Origin of the sequence: Macrococcus sp. 19Msa1099, assembly GCA_019357535.2 — a bacterium.
Lineage (GTDB): Bacteria > Bacillota > Bacilli > Staphylococcales > Staphylococcaceae > Macrococcoides > Macrococcoides psychrotolerans.
On record CP079955.1, the window covers coordinates 383,666 to 409,363 of the forward strand.

Genomic DNA, 25,698 nt, shown 5'->3' on the forward strand with positions numbered 1-25,698 from the left:
ATTGTATGATACCCCCATAGGTATGAAACGAGGAGGAAACAATATGAGAAAGATTATGATTATAGGTGGTGTTGCAGGTGGCGCATCTGTAGCAGCACGTTTGAGACGATTAAATGAACAAGATGAAATAACGATTATTGAAAGAGGTCCGCATGTATCATTTGCAAACTGTGGATTGCCTTATTATATCGGTGATGAGATAAAAGATAGAGATAAATTATTAATTCAAACACCTGAACTGATGAATAACCGTATGAATATTAATGTCAGAACGAATACGGAAGCCACTCAGATTAATTCTGATAATAAAACAGTCGTACTTAAAACAGAGCATGGGGTTGAAGAAGCATCTTATGATGTCCTTATTCTATCGATGGGAGCGCGTGCGATTGAAGTACCGATTGAAGGTGCAAAACAAAGCCATGTCTTTACTCTAAGAAATATTCCGGATATGGATAAAATAAAATCTTACATAAATGAGCACAATGTTAAAACAGCGTCTGTCGTTGGTGGAGGATTTATTGGATTAGAGATGGCTGAGAATTTACATGCATTAGGAATTGATGTAACCCTGTTTGAGTTAGGTGATCAAGTGATGCCGGGCATGGATAAAGATATGACTAAATTATTAGAAACACATATGGTGCAGCGCGGTGTCCATTTAAAGTTAAAGACTTCTATTAAAGAAATTAATGAACATAATGTCATTGCAGAAAATGGGGAAGTCATTCAAAGTGATATGGTTATTATGGCTATAGGGGTCATTCCAGAGTCTGCAATTGCTCAAGAAGCAGGGATTGAGACGAGGGTTAAAGGTGCTATCAAGACAAATGATGTCTTTGAAACATCAATAAAAGATATATATGCTATTGGTGATGTTGCTGAGATTACACATAAGATTTCACAGCAGGATGTACATATCCCGCTTGCGTGGATTGCGAATCGTCAAGGACGTCTTCTTGCTGATCACCTTAATGGAAAGGTGATAGAAAAGATGAAACCAATCGGTACGGCAATTGCGAAAGTATTTGATCTCACTGCAGCAAGCACAGGACTTAATGAACGTACATTGAAGATGCAGGGACTTGATTATCATATTATTCATGTATCTGGACAATCAAATGCGACATATTATCCAGGTGCTGAGCCGATGACGATCAAGGCGCTGTTTAGTCCTGAAGGCGAAATTTATGGTACGCAGATTGTAGGACGAAAAGGTGTGGATAAACGTATCGATTTGATTGCGAGTGCAATGACATTTAACCAGGATATCAGAAGCCTCGCTCAAATTGAAATTGCATATGCACCACCATTTTCATCAGCAAAAGATCCGGTTAACATGGTGGGTTATATCGCACAAAACGTACTGGATGATGAGATGAAGATGGTTCAATACGATGAAATTGAAAATTTTAATCAATTGATAGATGTACGTGAACCGATTGAATACGACATGGGTACTATTGGCAGTGCGAAGAATATTCCACTTGGCACGCTGCGCGATCGTCTGGATGAACTTGATATAAATGAACCAGTAGCCATCTTCTGTCAAGTCGGTCAGCGTGGCTATAATGCAGCGCGTATATTACAGAATAATGGGTTCGATGTCGTCAATCTTGACGGTGGATTTAAACATTATAAAGCGATGCATGAAACGGTAAATACACCGGAAGTGAATGAAAAAGAGCAGATACACATTAAAGAACGTACTAAGAAGGAGCAGCCGATGAAAAAAGATGATAGACGTATTATTGAAGCAAGTGGACTACAGTGTCCTGGCCCTATTCTAAAAGTAAAAGAAAACATGGATGAAATGAAAGACGGAGAGCAGCTTGAGATTCATGTGACGGATTTCGGTTTCTGTACAGATATCGAAGCTTGGGCTAAGAATACAGGAAATACAATGATCAGTAATGAAATGAAGGATGGAAAAGTCGTTGCAGTAGTACAAAAAGGTGCTGACTTACCGATTAACGTGATGGACGACAGAGAAGGACATCAGCTTGTTGAGACGAAGAATGGTGCAACGATGGTTGTATTCAGTGGCGATCTTGATAAAGCGTTAGCATCATTTATTATTGCAACAGGTGCAGCATCATATGGTAAGGAAGTGACGATGTTCTTCACGTTCTGGGGCCTTAATGTGATTAAGAAACCTGGTGTGACTGTTGCAAAAGAAGGGCTCGATAAAATGTTCAGCAAGATGATGCCGAAACATGCGGGAAAACTCCCGATATCTAAGATGAATATGGGTGGAGCAGGTGCACGTATGATTCGTCACGTAATGAACAAGAAGAAAGTAGATTCTTTAGAAACAATGATCGAAAAAGCCCAATCTATGGGTATTAAGATGGTTGCATGTACGATGAGCATGGATATTATGGCAGTGACAAAAGAAGAGTTGATCGATGGCGTTGAATACGGCGGCGTTGCAACATATCTTGGTGATACAGAACAATCAAACTTAAACTTATTTATTTAGGAGGCATATTATGTATTTTAAACAATTTTTTAACGAACAACTTGCACAGTATTCTTATTTAGTAGGATGTCAAAAAACAGGAGAAGCAATTGTCATTGATCCGCTACGTGATGTTACACCTTATATAGAGACAGCAGAACAAGAAGGATTACGCATTACGCATGTGACTGAAACACATATCCATGCAGACTTTGCGTCAGGTATAAGAGAAGTCATCAATATGGGAGCACGAGGCTTTGTATCGGGGCATGGCGGTCTTGACTGGACGTATCAAGATATTGAAGCAGACATTATTCATGAAGGAGATGCCATTAAAGTAGGGAATGTGAAACTTGAAGTCATGCATACCCCAGGGCATACTCCTGAAAGTGTTAGTTTCTTACTCTATGATAATGGAATGGATGTACCGATGGGCTTATTTACAGGAGACTTCATCTTTGTCGGTGATGTTGGACGTCCCGACTTATTAGAAGAAGCGGCTGGTATTAAAGATACGACAGAAATAGGCGCAAGACAGATGTTTGAGTCACTGAAGAAGATGAATGACCTTCCAGATTTCATTCAAATATGGCCAGGTCATGGGGCAGGCAGTGCATGTGGTAAATCCTTAGGCGCTGTACCGATGACGACACTCGGCTATGAACGTGCAAATGGATGGGCGTTCCAGATTGAAGATGAGGATGCATTCGTCAAAGCATTAACGAGCGATCAGCCGGAACCACCGTATTACTTTGCTGAGATGAAGCGTATAAATCGTGATGGTGTAGCGCTTATGCATCACAATATTGTAACACCAGTAGAGACTATTACAGAACAAGCGATAGACCTAAGAGCAAAAGAAATCTATGCAAAGAATATGTCAGAAGGAATCAATGTACCATACAATAAGAAGTTTCTATCATTTGCAGGATGGTATTTAGATTACAGTCGCCCATTACAGCTTGTTGGAGAATTTGATGAAGTGCAACAAGCAGCGCATGATTTGAAGATGATAGGCTTTGACGATGTTCATACTTATGTTAATGTCGTTGATGGAACTGCATATCAAACAATCGAACCAGAAGCATTTAAACAGCTGAATAAGGATGATATCAATATACTGGACATGCGTACGAAAAAGGAATGGGATGAAGGACATTTCGACGGTGCTGCACATGTTCATTATGGCAAACTGCAGCAAGCATCTATTCCATTTGCAAAAGATGAAACAATATATGTGCATTGTCAGTCAGGTGTTAGAAGTGCGATTGCGATGAGTATTCTAGAAAATGAAGGATATACGAATATAATCAATGTGAGTGGCGGCTATGCTGCTGTAAAATAAAAAAGATGACAGGAGTTTCCTGTCATCTTTTTGTTGTATTCGTGTTAAACCGCTCGTGTCGCGACCTTATTTAATCCAAGGATCACTATCTTCCTCAGCTTTTTGAGTTAAATACTTGATTGTATCACTATTTTCCATAACGATGACTAATACGAATTTGTTTCCACGTGTACCATCCATATAGTAAACAGTATCCCCATCTTCGTTTTTAGTAGTATATTTAGGTGGTCCGAAGAATTCTTCAATATTATCAAGATCCCAATCTTCATAAGAATCTGGCACGATTAAGATACGCTTGACTTTGTCTTTATCATCATATTCGATGCCCATATTTCCATATGCTTTCATGTTTTCTTTATTAGAATCGATATATTCTGAATCATCACCTAATAAATCTTCGACTTCGTCTTTCGTCATTCCAACTTTAATATCCTGGAATTCGTCGATGTGAATTGCACGTGTATATCCATCGATAAATTCATCGCTTGTTAAGCTGATTGAACGACGCTCACTTTGTTCTTCTTCCTTTTTCGCCTGCTTTTCATAATTCTCTTCTTTGTATTTAGAAATAAGTGCTTCATCAAACGTTACTGTAACTTCTTGAGGCATAGTGTCTTCTGTCTTCTTGATTGTTACTTTTTCTTTAGTTGACTCAAATTCTTTATCGTCAGCTGTACCTTTTGCCTGAACTTCAACTTCTTTTCCAATCTCAAAAGGTCCAACAGTATATGAATCTTCTCCTGTTGTAGTTTCTTTACCATTGATGAATATTTTATAGTCGCTATCATCTAGAGAGTATGTACCTTCTGGAGAAATATGCAGGTAAGTGTATTCAAAGTCCTCTTTAGCTGTCAATCCTGTACCCATATCGATGATAAGGTTACCTTTGAACTTCTTACCTTCAATTTCTTTTGTTGCAGGAATCGTATAATTTCCGAGAGGTAAGCTACCGAGTTTGACGCTTTCATCACTTTTAAGATGAGCTGTTTTTTCTTTGCCATTTAATTTGTATGTTAATTTACTTATTTCATTGGCAGAGACAGAAACTTCATGTGATGGGATATTGAAGGCATATTTTTGGAATAGGCCCAATGCTTTTCCATCTTGCGCAACTTTCAGCACCTCATCTCCATCTTCATCTGATACTGAGGTGATCGGATACCCTGTCTGTTTCATTGAAGCCGTACTCGTTTTAATGTTTTCCATGAATGTGCGTGCTTCATCATTTGCATATAAGTAATCGATAAATGCTTTCGCTTCGCTTTTACCAATCTCTTCATCACCGCATGTTACAAGGGTGCTTAATTTTCCAGCGTCTTTATTTTTTACGGCATCTGATATTTTATTTGCAACTGACATAGAATCGTACTGACTTTGTATCAATTTATAGATTCCAAATAATAATACGAGTGCTGCTATTGCACCGATAATGAGTGATTTCGTCTTCTTATCCATAGGTTGGCGTGGTGCAGGAGCAGGTGTAGGGGCTGCGTGTTGATTATTCTGATTAATTTCTACAGGAGTCCCGCACTTTGTACAAACTTTCTGACCGGGCTTTATTTCGTTACCACATTTACTACAATACTTCATAATTCAATGCTCCTTCTATTAGTTATTAAATAATCCATTAAATAATTCGCTAAATTCTCCTAACTGGCTTTGAACGATACTTGTAATAATCGATTTAATAAGTTCCATAGCGATATCTTTAAAGATGATTAAAGCAATTAATGTGATGATTGCGTAGATTGTAATAATAAGGTAAGTAGGAATTTTGCTGGCAATGTGTGCTGAATACTTACTGATTAAATAAATGCCAGAGAAAATTAATAGAAAGACCCCAATAATTGTCATTGCAGATGCAATTTTATAAGAATCTACGACATAGAGAAGTAATCCTAGGGCGATAAAGATAATGCTATAGACATTGATGAGAACGAAATCTGATAGTACTTTAGCTAATGTTAATCCATTATTGATTAAGAATTTAGAAAGTAAGAATGTAGCCAGGAATAAAATTGCTAATAACAAAAAGCTGCTAAATAGTAATTTTGTAATGATATCACTTTTTGATGTTCCAAAATACCCAATATCATCAGGTATTGCAAGTGCTAATAAAATACCGACAATAATTAATCCTGCAAGTACAAGAATAGAACTGAGCGCTAGTGTGAAGTGGTGATTACTAGTAACTTCTTCGTCATGCGCACGAAATGCTTGTCTGAAGAATCCTTTTCCTTCATTGACTAATGCCTTAGATTGCTCATTTACCTGTTCTTTATTGATGATTGGCTGTGCAGGTGGCACTTGATGTGTCTGTTGAGTGGTCTGTTGCTGAGTTACTTGAGGTTGTTCTTGTTGGTCGTTATGTATTACGCTGTCATTCTGTGGTTCATATGTTACTGTATTGTCTGCTGTCGAATGACTTTCAGTTTGTGATGCCTTTTGCGCACGAAGATCATTTCCGCATTCGCCGCAAAAGGCATCATTAATGCCGACTTCATTATTACATTGATTACATCTCATATTATTCCCTCCAAATTTATGTTGTCTTTTCAATTATAGAATAAAAATACACTGTATACTATGTAAAAAGTAAAAATATATGAAAAATTATTAAAAATCAATGTCATTTTCAGTTATTTTAATGTTAGTTTTCATTAGTTTTATTATTAATGTATGTAGTAAAAAAGACATCCTGATAAGGATGTCTTAATGGATACGTCCAGTAGTGTACTGGATATCTTCTTGATATGTGAGTGCTGCTTCAATTGCAAGATGCAATGCTTCTGTAACTGTTGCAATTGGCATTGAGGGATGTGTATCTGTTTGTTCAGGTGCGAAAGGAACATGGATAAAGCCACCACGAATTGAAGGGAATTCGTTTTGTATCATGTATAACAATTGATACATGAGTTCATTGCATACAAACGTTCCTGCGCTATAAGAAACTTCAGCAGGGATCTCATGGTCCTGTATACTTTTAACAATCGCTTTAACAGGTAAATTTGAAAAATATGCATTGTCCCCGTCTTCATGAATAGGTATACCTGAAGGTTGAACACCCGCATTATCCGGTATACGCGCTTCGATCAGATTGATTGCGACTTGTTCTATAGTTATTTTATCACGTCCACCTGCTTGACCCACGCAGATGACAATATCAGGAAAGTTCTTCATGATGGTTGCCTTTAATTGTTCAGCACCTTGTTGGAATACTGTTGGCAATTGTTGTTTTATAATCTCTGCGCCCATTATAGTATCCGGGAGTCCTTGGACTGCTTCGAATGATGGATTGATGGTTGCATCACCGAATGCATCGAATCCTGTTACAATAACACGTCTCAATAGAATCATCCTCTCTTTTTGTTATTACTATTTTATACATAAATTGAACAGATGTATAATATAAGTAACGATAATGGGAGGTAATGAAATGACGACATTCAATGCTTATCAGGCTAATAAATATGACGCTTTCTTTGAAACTAAAAAAGGTAGATATATCTATGAAGTGGAAACAAGAGATCTACTCAACATGCTTGATCTAAAACCTGGCATGCGTATCCTGGAAATCGGCAGTGGTACAGGGCTATATATCACGAAGTTTGCAGAGCAAGGTATCAAGATGGTTGGAATTGATATTTCTGAACATATGACAGCGATAGCACAGCAGAAAATTGACCATCTAAAGCTTGACGCAGAAGTGCATGTAATGGATGCAAATCATATTGATTTCCCGGAAAATTATTTCGATGCTGCTTTTTCTATGGGGGTTTTTGATTTTATTGAACAACCTGAAAACGTCTATCAGTCAATCAGTAAAGTGGTAAAGCCGGGTGGTAAGATTGTGATAGCAACTGTAAATCGTGAAAGTCAATATGGTGAACTTTATATGAGTCCAGAATTTAATCAAGGTAAAGTATATGCACATGCACATTTTAAGTCGCTGGATGATTTAGTTGCGATGCGACCTGACCATGTATTTCAGAAATCAGCATGTTTATTTGTTGCTTATGATGCAGAGGAATCGATGTTTACATTAGAAAAGGAGGAGGAATTAAGAAATACAATTGCTGGTGGATGGATTACTGTAGGATTTATAAATAAAAAATAGAACTGTAGTATTATAATTTCTTGTATCCGGTTACATTTTTTTAGATTAAATGCGATGCGAGTATTACAAATGACAAAAAAAGGTCTATAATAGAGGTATTGTATTTTATCAAAAATGGGGGCAGAGATAATGAAACGTAAATTTAAAGAAACAGATGTAATCTTGATCGGTGGCGGCATTATGAGCGCGACACTCGGTGTATTGTTAAAAGAACTTGATCCATCAATTAATATTAAAGTGTTTGAAAAGCTAGGAGCTTCAGGACTCGAAAGCTCTAACGCCTGGAATAATGCGGGGACAGGACATTCAGCACTGTGTGAACTGAATTATACGACAGAAGATGAGGACGGTAATATTGATATTACAAAAGCGAGTGGTGTTAATGAACAGTTTCAGTTATCTAAACAGTTATGGGCGTACTTAGCACAGCAAGGCAAATTAAAGGATCCTGGCAACTTTATCATGCCCGTACCGCACTTAAGCTTTGTGGAAGGTGAGCAGAATGTAGATTTCTTGAAACGTCGTCTTAAAGCTTTATCTGATAATCCGTTATTTGAAGGGATGGAACTTACGGAAGACCATGACAAGATGCGTGAATGGGTTCCGTTGATGATGGAAGGCCGTAATCCGAATGAAAAGATTGCAATTACACGTATGGAAGCAGGTACGGACGTTAACTTCGGCGCATTAACAAATGACCTGTTCGATATTATGACAAGTTATGATGGTGCAGTTATTCATTATAATCATACAGTGAAAGATATTAAGAGAAATGACAATGACAGCTGGGATGTTAAAGTCTATGATCAAAATCATAAGACAACTGAAGTCCATAGTGCGAAATTCGTGTTTATTGGTGCTGGAGGATACGCTTTACCATTATTACAGAAGACAAAGATTCCTGAGGCTAAAGGGGTAGGCGGCTTCCCGGTGAGTGGATTATTCTTAGTATGTAAAGACCCATCAATTGTTGAACAGCATCTTGCAAAAGTTTACGGTAAAGCAAAAGTAGGTGCACCCCCAATGTCAGTGCCGCATCTAGACACACGTTATATAGACGGTGAACGTGCATTACTCTTTGGACCATATGCTGGATTCTCTCCAAAGTTCTTAAAAACAGGGCGTTATACAGATTTAATTGAATCTGTAACACCAGGCAATATTACGAATATGCTTTCAGCAGGTGCGAAAGAGATGAAATTAACGCAGTACTTAATTTCCCAAGTTATGCAGAATCATGAAGCACGTATGGAAGAATTACGTGAATTCGTACCGAATGCGAAATCTGAAGACTGGGAGATTGTTGTCGCAGGACAACGTGTTCAAGTTATTAAAGAAACTGAAGATGGCGGCAAAGGAACGCTCCAATTTGGTACGGAAGTGATTACAAGTGAGGATGGTAGTATCGCAGCCTTACTAGGAGCATCACCTGGGGCTTCAACTGCAGTCCATGTTATGCTACGTGTAATTAATGAATGTTTCGGTGAGCGTATGACAGAATTTGAACCAAAGATAAAAGAGATGATTCCATCATACGGTAAGAAGTTAGCAGAACACCCTGAACTGTTTAAAGAAATTAACAAACAGACAGCGAGTGCTTTAGGATTGAAAGAGAAGTAATGATAGATGACTTATAATTTAGTTTGATATATGACTCGAACGATGCTCATAAGCATTGTTCGGGTTTTATTGTACTTGCAGCATCATAATTCATGACTAGCTTAATCATTATGTCAATCGCATGCATTATGATATTTTAAATATAATATTAAGAAAAGAAGGATGGCCTATGCTTGAACGTATAAACATTGTATTACAGAAGTACATCGCTGTATTGACGCTATTGTCTTTATTATGTGGCGTTATCTTTGATGGATATTTGAAGCATCTTATATTTATTGTGCCCTATATTTTTGCCTTTATGACATTTAGTGGCAGCATCCGTATGAAATTCAGAGACCTTCGTATATTTCTGGAAGCGAAGGGTACAATTCTGTATTGTATGTTCATATTGCACGTTGTCATGCCCGCCATCAGTTATGTGATTGCATCGACATTGTTTGATGATCGACTGTTAGTGATTGGGTTTGTTATGCTTATGACCGTCCCGACAGGCGTTACAAGTCTGATCTGGATAAGTATTGGTAGAGGAGATGTCGCACTTGGCATCGCTGTGATATTGCTGGACACATTATTAGCACCAGTCATCATCCCTTTCGTGCTGCATCTGGTGTCCGGGACGACAGTTGAGATTGATACATTCAGTCTCGTTATTGGATTGATATTCATGATTGTTGTACCTACAATCATTGCGATACTCTTGAACGAACTCACAAAGGGTAAGTTTCCGGACTGGATCGGCAATCGTTTAAGTCCATTTTCTAAAATGGCACTTTTCCTTATTGTATTGATTAACGGAAGCGCGATTGGTCCTTATGTGAAAGATATGAATCTTGAGTTACTGAAGATTATTGCGGTTGTATTTGTTATCGTGGTTATAGGTTACATCATTGCAGTAGGATCTAGCTACTTTATGCAGCATAGCTATGCACGTCATGTGTCGATGACCTTTTTAGGGGGGATGAGAAATATCTCTACCGGTGTCATAGTTGCAACAACATACTTTCCACCAAAGGTTGCAATGCCAGTGGCTTTTGGTATGCTGTTTCAACAGTTATTTGCAAGTATCGTCAGCACACAGCTAGAAAAGAGACATCCTGGAGAAAACTAAAATTTAATTTTTCGACGGAATTATTAAAGAATTGCAGAAAATACTGTGATTCTTTTTATTTTTGCAGGAAATAATTGAAAAACTGCAGAAGCTTTGATTTTACTCGATTTGCGTTGAAAAAAATTACGTATTATATTGAATTTGAGGTGATATTTTTGATAAAAAAGGTTCACAAACCGAGTACAGTACAAGCGTATTTATATGAATTAGAAAATCGAGTACATATGGAGCTAGACGACTATTATAAATTTGTGAAATATAAGAAAGGCTTTGAAGGTGAACTCAGGTTCTTTGAAATGATTGAACATCTAGAAGGAGAATATATCATAATATGGGATATTAATATCGTGAAACCTGTACGCGTGCAATTCGATTTCATTATTATTACGGCAAATAACATATTGCACTTTGATATCAAAAATTATAGTGGTAATTATCGTTATCAGAACAACCGGTTAATGAGTGAACAAGGTAAGACGGATAAAGATATCTTTATACAGTTAGACAATGCAGATTCCTATTTAAAACAGCTCATTGCAAAGTACGAGATGCCTCAAAAACTGATCAGTAAAATTATATTTATCAATGAAGATTTCAATTTAACAGGCTTTAGTGGAAAAGACTATGTAATGTTCTCGCACGAACTTGAACCAGTGTTTAATTACTTAAAGTCATGTAAAGGAATCACACAGCAAATGATCAACCTCGCAGATGCACTTATAAAGCTTCATGACAATGAAGGTGTTGACAACCGAATTCATTATTACAATCTTGAAGATTTAAAGTTAGGCCTGCGCTGCCCGAAATGCAGGAAGATGGAGATGAGCAGAATTCGAAGGAAGACTTATTTTAAATGTAGTTGCGGAAATAAATTGAAAAACGAAAATGCAGTATTACAAGCTTACGAAGTATTAGCTTTGTTTGGTAAGGATAAAGTGAAAAGAAAAGATATTGTAGATTTTACTGGTTTATCAAATCGTACGGTAACGAGATTGATGAATCAGCATTTCTATAAACATTCACATTACAGAGGTACTTACTATAAGAAAGGTGAACAAATTAATATTTAGATAGATTTGATTGCAAGTTGGCCCGTAAATTAAAAACATGGGCCAAAATCAGGACCGAGGTGAGAGGAAGTGAAGCAAGATGGCTCATAAAAAATAAACATGAGCCAAGATGAAGACCGAGGTGAGAGAAAATTAAGCAAGTTGGCTCATAAAAAATAAACATGAGCCAAGATTAGGACCGAGGTGAGAGGAAATGAAGCAAGTTGGCTCATAAAAAATAAACATGGGCCAAGATGAGCAGCGAGACGAGGGAAAGTGAAGCAAGTTGGCTCATAAAAATAAAACATGAGCCAAGATGAGCAGCGAGACGAGAGGAAGTGAAGCAAGTTGGCTCATAAAAATAAAACATGAGCCAAGATGAAGACCGAGACGAGGGGAAGTGAAGCAAGTTGGCTCATAAAAATAAAACATGGGCCAAGATGAGGGGCGAGACGAGTGGAAGTGGATCAAGATGGCCCGTAAATTAAAAACACGAGCCATCTCGCTAGTAATCAGGCGAAAGTATATTACAAGACCTAAAAAACACCTCATCCACAATGGATGAGGTGTGCATCATATCATTCAGCGTATTACTGATAGATACCTTTGGCTTTATCTGAGTAATCGATATAAATATTTTTTACTTGTTGGTAGTGACGTAACGTATCTTTGTAAGTTTCGCGTCCGATACCTGATTTCTTGTAACCACCGAATGGAGATCCTGCTGGAATCTGGTTGTATGTGTTGATCCAGATTCGACCAGTGTCTATTGCATTAGCAACTTGCAATGCATCATTTAAGTTTGCTGTGAAGATACCGCCAGCTAAACCATATTCTGAATCATTCGCTTTCTCGATAACTTCTTCTTTTGTTTTAAATTTAGATACCAATACGACTGGCCCAAAGATTTCTTCTTGAACTAAACGTGATTTGTTATCTTCAAATTCAACGATTGTCGGTGGGAAGAAGAATCCTTTATCACGTCCATTATCCATTAAGCGTTTTCCGCCAGTAACGATATTAAGTCCTTCTTCTTTAGCAATTTCGATATATTCTTCAATCTTATCGATTTGTGCCTGTCCTGTTTGTGAACCATAATGATTATTTTCATCCATAGGGTCACCTACACGTACTTTTTCAAAAGCATCTTTAAGTTTGGCTACAAACTCATCATAGATACCTTCTTGAACGTATAGTCGGCTACCTGCTGAACAAACTTCTCCTTGGTTAAATAAAATACCGAGTTGTGCACCTTCAATTGCTTGCTCAATATTTGCATCATCGAAGATAATGTTCGCACTTTTACCTCCAAGCTCTAAAGTCGCTGGAACGATACGTTTTGCTGCAGCTTCTGCAACACCGTAACCGACTTCAGTAGAACCTGTAAATGATACTTTTGCTACATCTTCATGATTGAAGATTGCGTTACCTGACTCCGAACCTTTACCTGTTAAAACATTTAATACCCCTTTAGGTAAGATGTCCTGAACAATTTCAGCAAACTTCAGTAATGATAACGGTGTTGATGATGATGGTTGAATAACAACGGCATTACCAGCAGCAAGCGCAGGTGCTAACTTCCAAGAAGCCAGTAGCATTGGGAAGTTCCATGCAACAACTGCACCTACTACACCGATGGGTTCGTGTTTAATAATACTGATGACATCTGCATCTACTTCTTTATTTGTTCCTTCATCAGCAAGTATGACACCTGCAAAATATCGGAAATGTTCAATTGCCATTGGAATATCAATATTTAATGATTCACGTATGGCTTTACCACTATTTAATGATTCAATTTTAGCAAGTTCTTCACGATGTTCTTCCATTTTGTCTGCAATTTGATTTAATAGTTTTGCTTTTTCGTTGTGAGAAGTGTGGCGCCATGTTTTAAAAGCTTCCTCAGCTGATTTCACAGCTACATCTACATCTTCTTCTGTTGCTTTTGCAATCTTAGCTAATACTTCTCCTGTGGCTGGATTTGTTACATTTAAGGTTTCTCCTGCAGCACTATCTTTAAATTCACCATTAATAAATAATCCATATTGTTCTTTTAATAAGTTACTCATGATCTTCCTCCTAATAGTAAAATCGTATTGCTCCTATTTATTGTACATCTGTACGCTCTTCATAAGCAATAGAATTGCTTATATATTCAGAAGATTTTGCAAATACTCTGTATATACAACAAATAGATCGATTTTCTCAAATATTATATTTCAATGCTGTAATATTTTTGGATAATACTTACAATTACTATTTTCAAATATTAGTTGCAATCATTGATACGACAATATTTATTAAGGAGATGAATTTATTACAGCTATATATAAAATATATCACTTAAGTAACAAATCATTAACAATGCTCAAAATCATGTTTAAACGTGATATAGTATTTTCAGTGCTCAAGAGCGCAGTAAAAATTAAAAACTAATCTAAAACTATTTTAATATAACGATTATATTACACGGAGGAATTTTAAATATGAAAAAGACAGCATTAACTTTAACAACACTTGCAACATTATCGACATTAGGTACAACTCAAGCTGATGCATCGGCGTACGGTAGAACAGATGTTGCTCAAACTTCATCTTCAGTAAGTTCAATTGATTCAAGTGCATATAACTATACATATAATAATGATGGTTCTTACGCTTATACTTATAACTACGACGCACCTACTTCAGTAGTTGCACAAACAGCTACACAAACAGCTACACAAACAGTTGCACAAACAGCAGCACCTGTAGTGTCACAAACTTCTACAACTTCAGAAGTGAAGAAAGCTCCTGCAACAACGGCAGTTAGCGGAAATGTTGCATCAGTAGCATTAAGTGTTGCAGCTGGTAAATCTTATGTATATGGTGCGAACTCTGCTTCAGCAGTAGATTGTTCATCATTTGCACAACAAGTATTAGCAGCAATGGGGAAATCAATTCCTCGTACTACTTATGCACAAGCTGCAGTAGGTACACAAGTATCAGCACCACAACCAGGTGACTTAGTATTCTTCAACAACTACAGCCACGTTGGTGTATATATCGGTGGAGGACAAATGGTAGATGCATTAAACCCTTCTGAAGGTATCGGACAACGTTCAGTAAGCTATGTTAGTGGACATGTAGACGGATACTACCGTTTCTAAGATTAAACGTGTTATGGCACAGTGCAGTTGCACTGTGCCTTTTTTATATTTAACTTTATTAATTCTATGTCGTATATTACAATCAAATAAATATGGTGCGGGAGGCGATATAATTGTGGGAATATAAGAAATTTGAAGCATTAACACACGATGAAATTTTTCAGATCTTTAAACTTAGAATAGATACATTTGTAGTTGAACAGCAATGCTTTTATCCAGATATTGATGAAAGAGATTTAACTTGCATCCATTACTTCACTAAAGAAGATGATAAGATAGCGGCATATGCTAGAATTATCGTTGACGGACAAACGGTGAAACTGGGTAGAGTAATTGTGAATCCACAGTTTCGTGGTAGAGGATTAGCGAGAACACTTATCCAAAAAGGACTTGATTATATAAAAGATAATTATCCGGATAAAAATATTTCCTTAAGTGCACAAGCTCATCTAAAGGATTTCTATAGCAGTTTTAATCTATCACCAGTATCTGATATTTATTTTGAAGATCTAATCCCCCATATAGATATGGCGCGTAAACCTTATGCAATAGATACACAACTGGAAGGATGAATGATTTGAAAGTTTATATAAGTTGTTTTCTCGTGCAGGATATCGAATTTATTATAGCTTCTGATGAATGTGGTGTCATTTATTTAGCGAACGAAGATACACATGAATATGTCAATCGCCATATTGAACGATTCTTCAGTCAAGCGACAAAAGTTACTGGCTATGAAGCTGACCAGTACCATACGCATTATATTGAAGAGCTGAATCTTTATTTTGCGGGCAAGAAGCAGCAGTTAGAATGGCCGCTTAATCTTGCAGGGACAGACTTTCAAAAGTCTGTGTGGCAGACGCTGCTTACGATTCCATACGGTGAAACACGATCGTATAGCGATATTGCATTGCAATCGGGTAATATGAAAGCTGTCCGTGCGGTAGGAGGTGCTATTGGTGCAAATCCCGTGATGATCGTTGTGCCTTGTCACCGTGTTATCGGCAAGGATGGAACGTTGACAGGATTTAGTGGTGGCTTAGATTTGAAGGATAAATTATTAAATATAGAGAAAATACAATTATAAAAATTAAAGGAGTAAGCTAATGACAATACCAGCATGTCCCAAATGTAATTCAGAATATACTTATGAAGATGGTTTAAACTATGTATGTCCAATGTGTGCACATGAGTGGCCGCAGCAAGAAATCATTGAAGAGATAATCGTAAGAGATGCGAACGGTAATATTTTAAGTGATGGGGACAGTGTAACAGTAATTAAAGACTTAAAGGTTAAAGGAAGCTCCTCTGTGATTAAACAAGGAACGAAAGTAAAGAACATTAAACTAGTTGATCCTGATAATGGACATGACATTGACTGTAAGATAGATGGATTTGGTCAAATGAGCCTTAAAAGTGAGTTCGTAAAAAAATTATGACAAAACGTATAGAAAGTATCGATATTATGCGTGGAATCAGTGTCATGGGGATTTTATTTATGAATATCGTTGGTTTTCATATGAATGAAGTTTTTACGAATCCTCTAGATCACTTTCAGCTGCCTTTAGATAGAATGCTATATTACCTTGATATGTTATTCGTGCACAATTCATTCTATCCTATTTTTTCATTTTTATTTGGGTTTGGCCTCGCTATTATGGCAACGAATATTAAGCAGCGCGGTGGAAATTTTATTCCGGTATTGTATAGAAGGGTATTCGCACTACTTGCGTTTGGCTATATTCATGGATTACTGATCTTTTATGGGGATATATTAAATGTATATGCAGTGCTCGGCATGATTGCAATCCTCTTCTTACTTATGCCGAATATCGTCAGTCTGATTGTTGCGCTCATGATATCTGTCATTTTTCTGCTGATAAATTTGATGGTTATCATTACTGTAATACTCTCACCAGATGCAATTCCTTCTGCATCTTCCAACAATGCTGCACAGCGCTGGATACAAGTGATGCAAAGCGGAGACTTCAGTCAAATACTCGCGCTGAACCAGCAATTCTTTCTGGAGAATTTCACGGCATTAAGTTTAACTGGGATATTTGGTTATGGAATTTCGGTTCTGCCTTTTATCTTATTTGGAATGTATGCGATGCGTGCTGATATGATTGGCGCTATACTTAAACATAAACGTATGATGATGATAACGGCAGCAGTATCCCTTGCCCTAGGATTACTGATTAAATATTATGTCATCTATGCACATCTGGATATGTATTCGGCTCAGTCGTTCATATTCTATGGTGGTACATTAGTAGCAGTTTGTTATTTTATCGTAGTTGTCCTGCTTACAGATAATAAACAGTTCTATAAGATGATGCAGCCATTTTACTATGCGGGTAAGATGAGTTTTTCATTATATATATTGCAGAGTATCTGTATGTTCATCATATTTTATGTGCTACGTTTATATGCGAAGCTGGATCTGTATCAAGTATTCATGATCGCACTGTGTATTATAATTTTTGAACTGGTCATTGCTACATATTATATGAAAAGACATAAATATGGACCATTAGAATGGGTATGGAGGAAAATTACATACTTAAAATGAAGGCTTAAGCGATAGGAAATAAGGTGATATTATGGTACAATGCTAATCGAAAAGGTGGTGTATCAAATGCATAATATACAGGAACGCTTAGCTGAATCCATACTTAGCGGAAATTTTCATATTGCTGAAGATATAATGAATCAGACAGACTTTCTAGAGTTTGAAGAAATATTTATTAGTGCATGTCATAAAAGTGAATCTGTGATGTACTATACATTTATATTAGAACAGATGAAAAAAGAGGAGACAGTAGAACTCCATGACTTAGCTTTCTTGTTACTTGTCTATCCGCTTTGTGAAGTTAATGGAGCTTTTCATAGTGCATATTATCATGCTGAACGTGCTGTATATATGACTGATTCTAAAGAAATCAAGAATTTGTTACAGTTGCTCTTCTTGTACACTGTACCGAATCCAGTGCTTTCTGACAGAGAAGCATTTGATACAGCTCAGCAGATATTATCTATTGATTCGAATAATCAGGTCGCGAGAAAATTGATGAAAAAAGCCGCTAAGCAATTAGATCAAGTTGTTATTGATATTAAAGACTTTAATCACTATAAAAACGCCTAGACATATTAGATGTCAGGCGTATTTTTATTGTTCAAGCCATATCTCTATTGGAACGATTATTGGAAAGTTTCCTCTGTCTTCGGATAGCTTTGTAACGAGTGCCGATGCTTTTGCGTACAATGGAAGTGCGAACATGGTTTCATTTGCTTGAATTTCTTGTAATATATTAATTTCGGAATCAGCTTGAATCAGTAATGTAGATTCTATGACTCCATCAACCTGTGTGCCGAAATGACCAAACATAAAGGTGAGTTTAAAATCAAACATATGCGGATCTTCCTGGCTTATTTCATAATCTATTCGATGCATTACAGTAGGTTCTTCAGAATGACTTTCAAAATCACGTACATGTGCTTCGCGTACAAATGTCTGTAAGATTTGTTTGTTAAGTTCCATAATAAGCTCCTTTTATTAAGTTAGTTTCATAATGAAATAAAGTATTGAGAAATGCAAATAATTATCCTTTATAACATAAAGCATATAAAATAAATTTCAAGAGATATTGTTTTTACGTGAAACGTGCTATAAGATGTATAGACAACTATTGTTTTGGAGGAAATATGAAAAAATCTACTATAATCATGATTACATTTTTAATTGGCGCATTCTTTACCTTTTTAAATGAAACCTTACTGAATATCGCCTTGACAAAGATTATGACAGTCTTTCATGTCGATGCACCGACTGTTCAGTGGCTTGCTACTGGATTTATGCTTATCATGGGGGTGCTGATGCCATTATCTGCTACTATAATTCAGTGGTTTACAACACGACAATTATTTATAGGATTGATGTCCGTCTTCCTTATTGGAACATTGGTAGCAGGGTGTGCGATCAATTTCCCTATGCTGCTGGCAGGTAGGATGATTCAGGCGGCAGGTACAGGATTGTTGATACCTGTTATTATGAATGCGATGCTGCTATTATTCCCGCCGCATGAACGTGGAAAAGTTATGGGGAATTTCGGCCTTGTTATGATGTTTGCACCTGCAATTGGGCCGACCCTTTCTGGTGTAATCGTTGATACATTAGGATGGAGATGGTTGTTTTTTGCGGTCGTACCATTCGTTTTATTTTCAATCGGATTTGCGTTTAAATATCTGGATAATGTCGGCGAAGTGACGAAACCGAAAGTCGATATATTCAGTGTTGTCTTATCAACAATAGGTGTTGCAGGTATTATATATGGCTTTAGTTCTGTCGGAAATATAGAAGGTGGATTTAGCAATAAAGCGGTATTCTTACCGATTCTTAGTGGACTTATTTCCCTGGTAATCTTTATTGTCCGTCAGAACCATCTGACATCACCACTACTTGATATGTCCGTTTTTAAGTATAGCAACTATAGTAAAGGGATGTTTATCTTTGTCGTTGTTGTGATGGCGATGTTCGCTTCTGAGATTGTGATGCCGATGTACTTACAAGGGCCGATGGGATTTAGTGCCAAAGTTGCAGGAATGATACTGTTGCCTGGTGCTTTATTAAATGGCGCGATGAGTCCAGTTATGGGACGAATATTTGATAAGATTGGTCCACGTAAGATGATCATTCCGGGCATGTTTGTTCTGATGCTCGTCATGATATTCTACTCGACGATTCACCCAGGAATACCACTATATATATTTATCATTGTTTATATGGTACTCATGGTATCTATTTCGATGATTATGATGCCAAGTCATACGAATGCAATCAATCAGTTACCAAAGCATTTGTATCCACATGGCACAGCAATCGGTAACATGATACAGCCGATTGCCGGTGCAATGGGGATTTCGGTCTTTGTAAGTATAATGACGCAGGGTCAGCAACAAGCATTAGAAGGAATAAGTAATCCTACCCATTCACAGACTCAAGCAGCACTGACGTATGGTGTACATCACGCTTATTGGTTTGCAATAGCCCTTACAGTCATAGGGTTTATTACGGCATTATTTGTTACACGTTCTAAGGCACCTGAAGGTGAGACATTCGGACTGCCTGAAGAACAAAATTAAATTTAACGTTTATGACTTTTAATATCGGGTAATAAAGACATGTTGTGAAATATTCATAGCACGTCTTTTATTATATTAAGGGAGAGGTTGGATGTCTAAAGGTAATATAGAATCAATGAAAATCGGTGCAGCTTACGTGGGTGTTATTGTAGGTGCCGGCTTTTCAACAGGTCAGGAAGTTTTGAAATTTTTCACGAATTATGGTATTTACAGCTATTTTGCAATACTTATTTCTGGAATTATGTTGACGTTCTTTGGCCGTCAGATCAGTAAGGTTGGTTATGGATTAGATGTAGACAGCCATGAACCAACGATTACATACCTTTTTGGTGAAAAATTTGGTAAAATCATTGACTATATTTTAGTGTTTTTCTTATATGCAATATCGGTGATCATGGTCGCAGGATCAGGGAGTGCGTTTCATGAAAGCTTTGGGATACCGATATGGTTAGGTTCGTTACTTATGATTATTGCTGTAGTAGGTACGTTGCTGATGGACTTTAACAAGATTGTCAGAGCACTTGGAGTTGTAACGCCATTCTTGATTGTCGTTGTAACAATTATTGCAGTTTATTTCTTCTTTAAAGGGCATGTGCCATTAAGCGAAGTAGATAAATACATCGATCCTTCAAAGCAGCCATTTAAATCGAAGTTTCTTCCAGAAAGTTCACTTTGGTGGTTCTCCGGCTTAAACTATGGTGGCTTAGCATTTGCTACTGGCTATAGTATGTTAGCTGCAATTGGTAGCGATGCCTCGAAGAAACATATTGCAGGCCGTGGTGCCTTTATCGGTGGGATTACATTACTTGTACTATTATTGATGGTAAACTCTGGCTTACTGAGTGAACTGGAATTAGTTCAAGATTCAGCGATTCCAACTTTAGTGTTAGGACGTATGATTCATCCGGTGCTTGGTATAGCACTAAGCATTATTATGCTGATGGTAATGTATAATACGATTGTCGGTTTAATGTATTCGTTTACAGCACGCCTGACAACACCTTATTCAAAGCAGTATATTATATTGCTCATCGTATCGATGGTTATTGGTTATGCTTTAAGTTTTGTTGGCTTTGTAGAGCTTGTAGGAACAGTTTACCCAATAATGGGCTATGTAGGGTTATTACTATGCCTAGGACTGTTATTTAAATATATTAAGCGTAAAAAGGCAGGGAAAAATCACATCGCGTAAGCGTTGTGTGTTCCCGGCTTTTATTTATATCGACGGATAATAATGTTACAATTAGCGTAGATTGAAGGGAATAACAATGAAGAAAAGATACTTATTAATTATAATTTTAGTTGCTTTAACTGTGATGGCGTTTGCATTAATATTTGGATGGTATAAAAAAGAAAATCCCGCATTAAATCATGATACGGTATTCGATGAACTTGGTGTGGCAATGAATGTTAAGCTGATTTCTGACGTCCAATATGGCAAAGATGCACCAAACTCACAAATGGATATTATTATGCCGAAGAAAATTAAATCAGGAGACAAATTACCGCTTATTATATGGACACATGGCGGGGGATATATCGCAGGTGATAAAAAACATAAAAATGCCTATCTTGCACGTATTGCAGAGCGGGGCTTTATTATTGCAAATATGAACTATGCGCTTGCACCTGCCCATAAATATCCCGTACCTTTAATTCAGGAAAAGCAAGCTGCACAGTTTATGAAGCGTAATACATTCCATCTTCCGATTGATTTTAATCAAATTATTATTGGCGGAGATTCAGCAGGAGCACAAATTGCAGCGCAGTTTGCAGCAATTCAAACGAATGAATTATTAAGAAAAGAAATGCAGGAAGAAGCGGTCTTTGCCCCGGACGATATTAAAGGGGTAATATTATTTGGTGGATTATATGATATGAATACGGTAAGAGCAACAAAATTTCCACGAATTGAAGATTTTATGGAAAGCTATACTGGAGAAAAATATTGGGAGCGCGAGTTTAAACAGATTGATCAGATGTCTATTACGCAGCAAGTAACAGGAAAGTACCCTCCAACATTTCTGACAGTAGGAGATGCAGACCCATTTGAAAGTCAGGCAATAGAACTGGTCAAAGTGTTGCAAGAAAATAAAGTACCGAATTCGACCTCATTTTTTGATGGCTCACATCGATTAAGACATCAATATCAATTTCATATGAATCTAAAGGAATCTCAAATAACATATGATAAAGTGATTAAGTTTCTGAGCACGTTTACTGATCAAGCATTGTATAATACGTTAGAAGAAGAACCGCTTACAACGAAAACGAAATAGCAGGAGGAATGCACCTTGAAAGATAAAGTATTACTCACAGGCGCAACAGGATATATTGGTAAATATATATCAAGTCAATTGGCAGCACAGTATGATATTTATGCGATGAGTAAATATCCGAGCGAACCATTAGAAGGCGTCACCTGGCTTACTGGCGATATGTTCTCTTTGAATGACTGTATTGATGCGATGGCCCACGTAGATTTTGGAATATACTTTATTGATCCCAATAAACGTTCCAGCAGAATGAACGATACAAAGTTTCGTGATATCAATGCTATCAGTGCAGATAATTTTGCACGTGCTGCAGAGATTGCACAATTGAAAGCAATTTTCTATGTATCTGGTACAACAGAAGATCAAGAAACATTGAATATTCTGCGTAGCTACAAAACACCGGTTCATGCCTCAGTCACATCAGTTAAACGTAAAGGGATTGTTGCACAAACACAGAGTTCAGAAATCAATGATGTGAGAAGTATTCAACGTACGTTGATGCCGTCAAACTGGTCGATAGCTGACTTGAGTCATCATTATTTTAATTGGTTGAGTGATATGGCCTTTAATATTATTAACGTAAAACGTCAAGATAATGTATATACGATTTATGCAGCGGGCAAGCATGTACTTACGTTATCTGAGGATGAAGGAAAAAGTGATGAAAACAGAATGGTTTATAAGATAACAGACGGTGCATTATACAAAAATACACTAACAAGTCGTGCACGTATGGAGTTTAGAAGATTGAAGCACACTGACACCCTTATCATTGCACTTCATGATTACGAACCTACGATACCATGGCTCATCTATATATTGATACAATTACCGGTGTATCATCTTTCAATGAAAATCTTTGATGTTGAGATGCGTATTGCTCGCTTTCAGGAAGATAAAGCAAATGGTATAGAAAAACAGTATACAAAGTAACAAACGGCTGTATAATACAGTCGTTTTTTTGGAGGTTCATTTACATTTTTATATTACATTTTTGTAAAGAATGTAAAGAAGGTTTATTATATCAACGGTTTGCATACGCTTACTTTACAGACTTAATACATTTTTAACAAAACGCTATTAAAAGTTAACAATTTCCTTTAAAATAGCGATGTAGAGAACTATGGTGAAAATATTAGGAGGCAATATCATGTTTAATAAGAAGAAAGATAAATTTGCGGTTCAATTAGAAGCGATGGCAGAGAATCTAGATCGTGCTGCTGTAGCATTTGGTGACATGACATTTCACAATGCGTTTGATTTAAAGAAATATGCGGATACAATTAAAGCCTATGAAACAAATGGTGATGAACTGATGCACCAAATGATTTCAGATTTAAATCAAACATTCATCACACCCATTGAACGTGAAGATATTCTTGCTCTTTCAAATGCAATTGATGATGTTATGGATGCTATGGAAGAAACATCAGCAATGTTTGAAATGTATTCAATTGAATACTCAGATGAGTATATGGCTGAATTTGTTCAGAACATTCAAGGATGCGCAAAAGAAATTAAGATTGCAGTGACGCTCGTTGCTGAGAAGAAGTTATCCCATGTGCGCGTACATTCGATTAATATTAAGGAACATGAAACAAACTGTGACGGTATTTTAAGACAGTCAATTAAACATATCTTATCTGTAGAAACGGATCCGTTAACTGTGATGAAAGTAAAAGATATTTATCAGTCTTTAGAGGATATTGCTGATAAATGCCAGGCAGTTGCGAATATACTTGAATCTATCATTATGAAGAATAGTTAAGGAGCATTTTTATGGAACCGATTATTATTTTTACATTTGCGATTGTGTTCTTCGCGTTAGCTTTTGATTTTATCAACGGTTTTCACGATACGGCGAATGCAATTGCAACTGCAGTCTCAACGAAAGCTTTGAAGCCTCGTCATGCGATATTGATGGCAGCTGTACTGAACTTTGTAGGAGCAATTCTTTTTCATGGGGTAGCGAAGACGGTTACGAAAGATATTGTAGACCCATTTACGTTACAAAACGGTCAAGTGGTCATCCTTGCGGCATTAATCAGTGCGATTACATGGAACTTAATCACATGGTATTTTGGGATTCCGAGTTCGTCGTCACATACATTGATTGGATCAATTGCAGGCGCTGCAATTGCATCAGGTGGTTTTGGAATTCTGGAATATGCAGGATTTACGAAGATTATTGTAGGGTTATTGATTTCACCATTACTTGCATTTATCGTTGGTTATATCATGTATACAATTATTAAAACAGTATTTAAGAATGCAAACTTAACGAAAACAAATCGTAATTTCAGATTCCTGCAGATTTTCACAGCAGCAGCGCAAGCTTTTGCACACGGGTCTAATGATGCGCAAAAAGCGATGGGTATTATTACGATGGCATTAATCTCAGCCGGGATGCAGACCGGAAGTACTGAACCTCAGACATGGGTACAGCTTTCATGTGCAGCAGCGATGGGATTAGGTACAGCAGTAGGAGGATGGAAGATTATTAAAACAGTTGGTGGTAATATCATGAAGATTCGTCCAGCCAACGGTGTTGCAGCAGACTTATCATCTGCATTTATCATCTTTGGAGCAACACATTTTCATCTACCTGTATCCACAACGCACGTTGTATCCTCTTCAATTCTAGGTGTGGGATCAAGTCACCGTGTTAAAGGCGTGAAGTGGACGACAGCACAGCGTATGATTATTACATGGGTGATTACATTGCCGATTTCAGCCATCATTGCAGCGATTATCTATTTTGTTGTTAACTTCATTACACATATTTTTTAATTAAATCATACATATTCGGGTAAACTGTTAACAGTTTATCCGAATTTTTTTAGGAGGGATAAGGATGGAACATATAGTATTTGTACATAGTGCAAGTGAACAAACAAAAGAGAGTGGTAGTAATCCTTTGCTGAGAACGATTCCGCAAGGTGAGTACGTGTGGCATAAGCACCGCTATCCAAGAGACAAGGGACAGGTCTACGAATTATGGGTGGAACCATTCATTGAAAGTTTGAATGAAATTGATGATCATGAACCTGTCACCTTAATTGGGCACTCGTTCGGTGGCACTGTAATTATGAAGTACTTAACTGAAAATCAAGTGACACAAAAAATTAAACAAGTGATTCTTATCGGGTCCCCTTTGTTTGGCTGCGATGACAAGTTTAGCGATGAGCAGAATAAGTTAAGAGAAGATGCAGAGGACTATATCGATGTACCCATTACGCACATTCAGTCTGTTGATGATGATCGTGTAGACATCAAACACCAAATGTGCTGGCAACAACAATTTCCACAAATGAATATCATTACAAAACAATTCGGGCAGCACGAATTTCATGATGGTATAGATGAATTGAATCAATTACTTTAATTAGAGGAATAAAGATAAATAAAGTGCTAGCTTTATTTATCTT

Annotated in this window: 24 protein-coding genes; 19 read left to right on the plus strand and 5 right to left on the minus strand. The window is 37.1% G+C overall.

Going from position 1 to position 25,698, the window contains the following annotated elements:
* The first annotated feature begins 43 nt into the window (after nucleotides 1–43).
* Both KYI10_02050 and KYI10_02055 read left to right on the plus strand, forming a co-directional pair.
* The gene (locus KYI10_02050) at nucleotides 44–2,482 is read left to right on the plus strand and encodes a CoA-disulfide reductase (protein QYA33243.1); all 2,439 of its coding nucleotides are present in this window, start codon (nucleotides 44–46) and stop codon (nucleotides 2,480–2,482) included.
* Nucleotides 2,483–2,492: 10 nt separating this feature from the next.
* Nucleotides 2,493–3,806 carry an MBL fold metallo-hydrolase gene (locus KYI10_02055; GenBank protein ID QYA33244.1) on the plus strand — a complete coding sequence of 438 codons (1,314 nt, stop codon included), beginning with the start codon at nucleotides 2,493–2,495 and terminating at the stop codon, nucleotides 3,804–3,806.
* 66 nt (nucleotides 3,807–3,872) lie between these two features.
* On the opposite strand, the gene KYI10_02060 is transcribed toward KYI10_02055, so the two are convergent.
* The 3 genes from KYI10_02060 to pcp form a co-directional block, all read right to left on the minus strand.
* Nucleotides 3,873–5,396, minus strand: a complete 1,524-nt coding sequence (locus KYI10_02060) for a zinc-ribbon domain-containing protein (protein ID QYA33875.1) — start codon at nucleotides 5,394–5,396, stop codon at nucleotides 3,873–3,875.
* Nucleotides 5,397–5,414: 18 nt separating this feature from the next.
* Complete coding sequence (locus tag KYI10_02065; protein QYA33245.1) at nucleotides 5,415–6,332, minus strand: hypothetical protein; 918 nt, start codon at nucleotides 6,330–6,332, stop codon at nucleotides 5,415–5,417.
* A 186-nt stretch (nucleotides 6,333–6,518) separates the two neighbouring features.
* Nucleotides 6,519–7,163: a pyroglutamyl-peptidase I gene (gene pcp, locus KYI10_02070; GenBank protein QYA33246.1), complete on the minus strand. Its 645-nt coding sequence runs from the start codon at nucleotides 7,161–7,163 to the stop codon at nucleotides 6,519–6,521.
* 79 nt (nucleotides 7,164–7,242) lie between these two features.
* Between pcp and KYI10_02075 the strand changes: the two genes are divergently transcribed.
* From KYI10_02075 to KYI10_02090, 4 genes are all read left to right on the plus strand, one after another.
* Entirely contained in the window at nucleotides 7,243–7,923 is a 681-nt protein-coding gene (locus KYI10_02075; protein QYA33247.1) for a methyltransferase domain-containing protein, read from the plus strand.
* 114 nt (nucleotides 7,924–8,037) lie between these two features.
* Nucleotides 8,038–9,543, plus strand: a complete 1,506-nt coding sequence (gene mqo / locus KYI10_02080; GenBank protein QYA33248.2) for a malate dehydrogenase (quinone) — start codon at nucleotides 8,038–8,040, stop codon at nucleotides 9,541–9,543.
* Between the two features lie 169 nt (nucleotides 9,544–9,712).
* The gene (locus KYI10_02085) at nucleotides 9,713–10,654 is read left to right on the plus strand and encodes a bile acid:sodium symporter (protein QYA33249.1); all 942 of its coding nucleotides are present in this window, start codon (nucleotides 9,713–9,715) and stop codon (nucleotides 10,652–10,654) included.
* 155 nt (nucleotides 10,655–10,809) lie between these two features.
* Nucleotides 10,810–11,724 carry a nuclease-related domain-containing protein gene (locus tag KYI10_02090; protein ID QYA33250.1) on the plus strand — a complete coding sequence of 305 codons (915 nt, stop codon included), beginning with the start codon at nucleotides 10,810–10,812 and terminating at the stop codon, nucleotides 11,722–11,724.
* 569 nt (nucleotides 11,725–12,293) lie between these two features.
* Here KYI10_02090 and KYI10_02095 read toward each other — a convergent pair.
* Complete coding sequence (locus KYI10_02095; GenBank protein ID QYA33251.1) at nucleotides 12,294–13,772, minus strand: aldehyde dehydrogenase family protein; 1,479 nt, start codon at nucleotides 13,770–13,772, stop codon at nucleotides 12,294–12,296.
* Between the two features lie 417 nt (nucleotides 13,773–14,189).
* Between KYI10_02095 and KYI10_02100 the strand changes: the two genes are divergently transcribed.
* From KYI10_02100 to KYI10_02125, 6 genes are all read left to right on the plus strand, one after another.
* Nucleotides 14,190–14,852 carry a C40 family peptidase gene (locus KYI10_02100; protein ID QYA33252.1) on the plus strand — a complete coding sequence of 221 codons (663 nt, stop codon included), beginning with the start codon at nucleotides 14,190–14,192 and terminating at the stop codon, nucleotides 14,850–14,852.
* Nucleotides 14,853–14,965: 113 nt separating this feature from the next.
* Nucleotides 14,966–15,424, plus strand: coding sequence for a GNAT family N-acetyltransferase (locus KYI10_02105; GenBank protein ID QYA33253.1), 459 nt, complete (start codon nucleotides 14,966–14,968; stop codon nucleotides 15,422–15,424).
* A gap of 5 nt (nucleotides 15,425–15,429) precedes the next feature.
* Entirely contained in the window at nucleotides 15,430–15,939 is a 510-nt protein-coding gene (locus tag KYI10_02110; GenBank protein QYA33254.2) for a methylated-DNA--[protein]-cysteine S-methyltransferase, read from the plus strand.
* 19 nt (nucleotides 15,940–15,958) lie between these two features.
* Nucleotides 15,959–16,291: a zinc ribbon domain-containing protein YjdM gene (locus tag KYI10_02115; GenBank protein QYA33255.1), complete on the plus strand. Its 333-nt coding sequence runs from the start codon at nucleotides 15,959–15,961 to the stop codon at nucleotides 16,289–16,291.
* Nucleotides 16,288–17,424, plus strand: a complete 1,137-nt coding sequence (locus tag KYI10_02120) for a DUF418 domain-containing protein (GenBank protein ID QYA33256.1) — start codon at nucleotides 16,288–16,290, stop codon at nucleotides 17,422–17,424. The genes KYI10_02115 and KYI10_02120 overlap by 4 nt, the downstream gene beginning before the upstream one ends.
* A gap of 75 nt (nucleotides 17,425–17,499) precedes the next feature.
* Nucleotides 17,500–17,997, plus strand: a complete 498-nt coding sequence (locus tag KYI10_02125) for a hypothetical protein (protein QYA33876.1) — start codon at nucleotides 17,500–17,502, stop codon at nucleotides 17,995–17,997.
* 24 nt (nucleotides 17,998–18,021) lie between these two features.
* Here KYI10_02125 and KYI10_02130 read toward each other — a convergent pair whose 3' ends face one another.
* Nucleotides 18,022–18,393, minus strand: coding sequence for a hypothetical protein (locus tag KYI10_02130; GenBank protein ID QYA33257.1), 372 nt, complete (start codon nucleotides 18,391–18,393; stop codon nucleotides 18,022–18,024).
* Nucleotides 18,394–18,557: 164 nt separating this feature from the next.
* Here KYI10_02130 and KYI10_02135 point away from each other — a divergent pair, with 164 nt between their 5' ends.
* The 7 genes from KYI10_02135 (at nucleotide 18,558) to KYI10_02165 (ending at nucleotide 25,655) form a co-directional block, all read left to right on the plus strand.
* Complete coding sequence (locus KYI10_02135) at nucleotides 18,558–19,994, plus strand: DHA2 family efflux MFS transporter permease subunit (protein ID QYA33258.1); 1,437 nt, start codon at nucleotides 18,558–18,560, stop codon at nucleotides 19,992–19,994.
* Nucleotides 19,995–20,085: 91 nt separating this feature from the next.
* A complete protein-coding gene (locus KYI10_02140; protein ID QYA33259.1) occupies nucleotides 20,086–21,186 on the plus strand; it encodes a hypothetical protein in 1,101 nt (366 codons plus the stop codon).
* Between the two features lie 76 nt (nucleotides 21,187–21,262).
* Nucleotides 21,263–22,273 (plus strand): alpha/beta hydrolase, encoded by a 1,011-nt coding sequence (locus KYI10_02145; GenBank protein QYA33260.1) that lies wholly within the window; start codon nucleotides 21,263–21,265, stop codon nucleotides 22,271–22,273.
* A gap of 15 nt (nucleotides 22,274–22,288) precedes the next feature.
* Complete coding sequence (locus KYI10_02150) at nucleotides 22,289–23,203, plus strand: NAD-dependent epimerase/dehydratase family protein (GenBank protein QYA33261.1); 915 nt, start codon at nucleotides 22,289–22,291, stop codon at nucleotides 23,201–23,203.
* 217 nt (nucleotides 23,204–23,420) lie between these two features.
* On the plus strand, nucleotides 23,421–24,038 hold the full coding sequence (locus KYI10_02155) for a DUF47 domain-containing protein (protein ID QYA33262.1): 618 nt from the start codon (nucleotides 23,421–23,423) through the stop codon (nucleotides 24,036–24,038).
* A gap of 11 nt (nucleotides 24,039–24,049) precedes the next feature.
* Nucleotides 24,050–25,060 (plus strand): inorganic phosphate transporter, encoded by a 1,011-nt coding sequence (locus KYI10_02160; GenBank protein QYA33263.1) that lies wholly within the window; start codon nucleotides 24,050–24,052, stop codon nucleotides 25,058–25,060.
* A 64-nt stretch (nucleotides 25,061–25,124) separates the two neighbouring features.
* Nucleotides 25,125–25,655: an alpha/beta fold hydrolase gene (locus KYI10_02165; GenBank protein ID QYA33264.1), complete on the plus strand. Its 531-nt coding sequence runs from the start codon at nucleotides 25,125–25,127 to the stop codon at nucleotides 25,653–25,655.
* Nucleotides 25,656–25,698 lie beyond the last annotated feature (43 nt).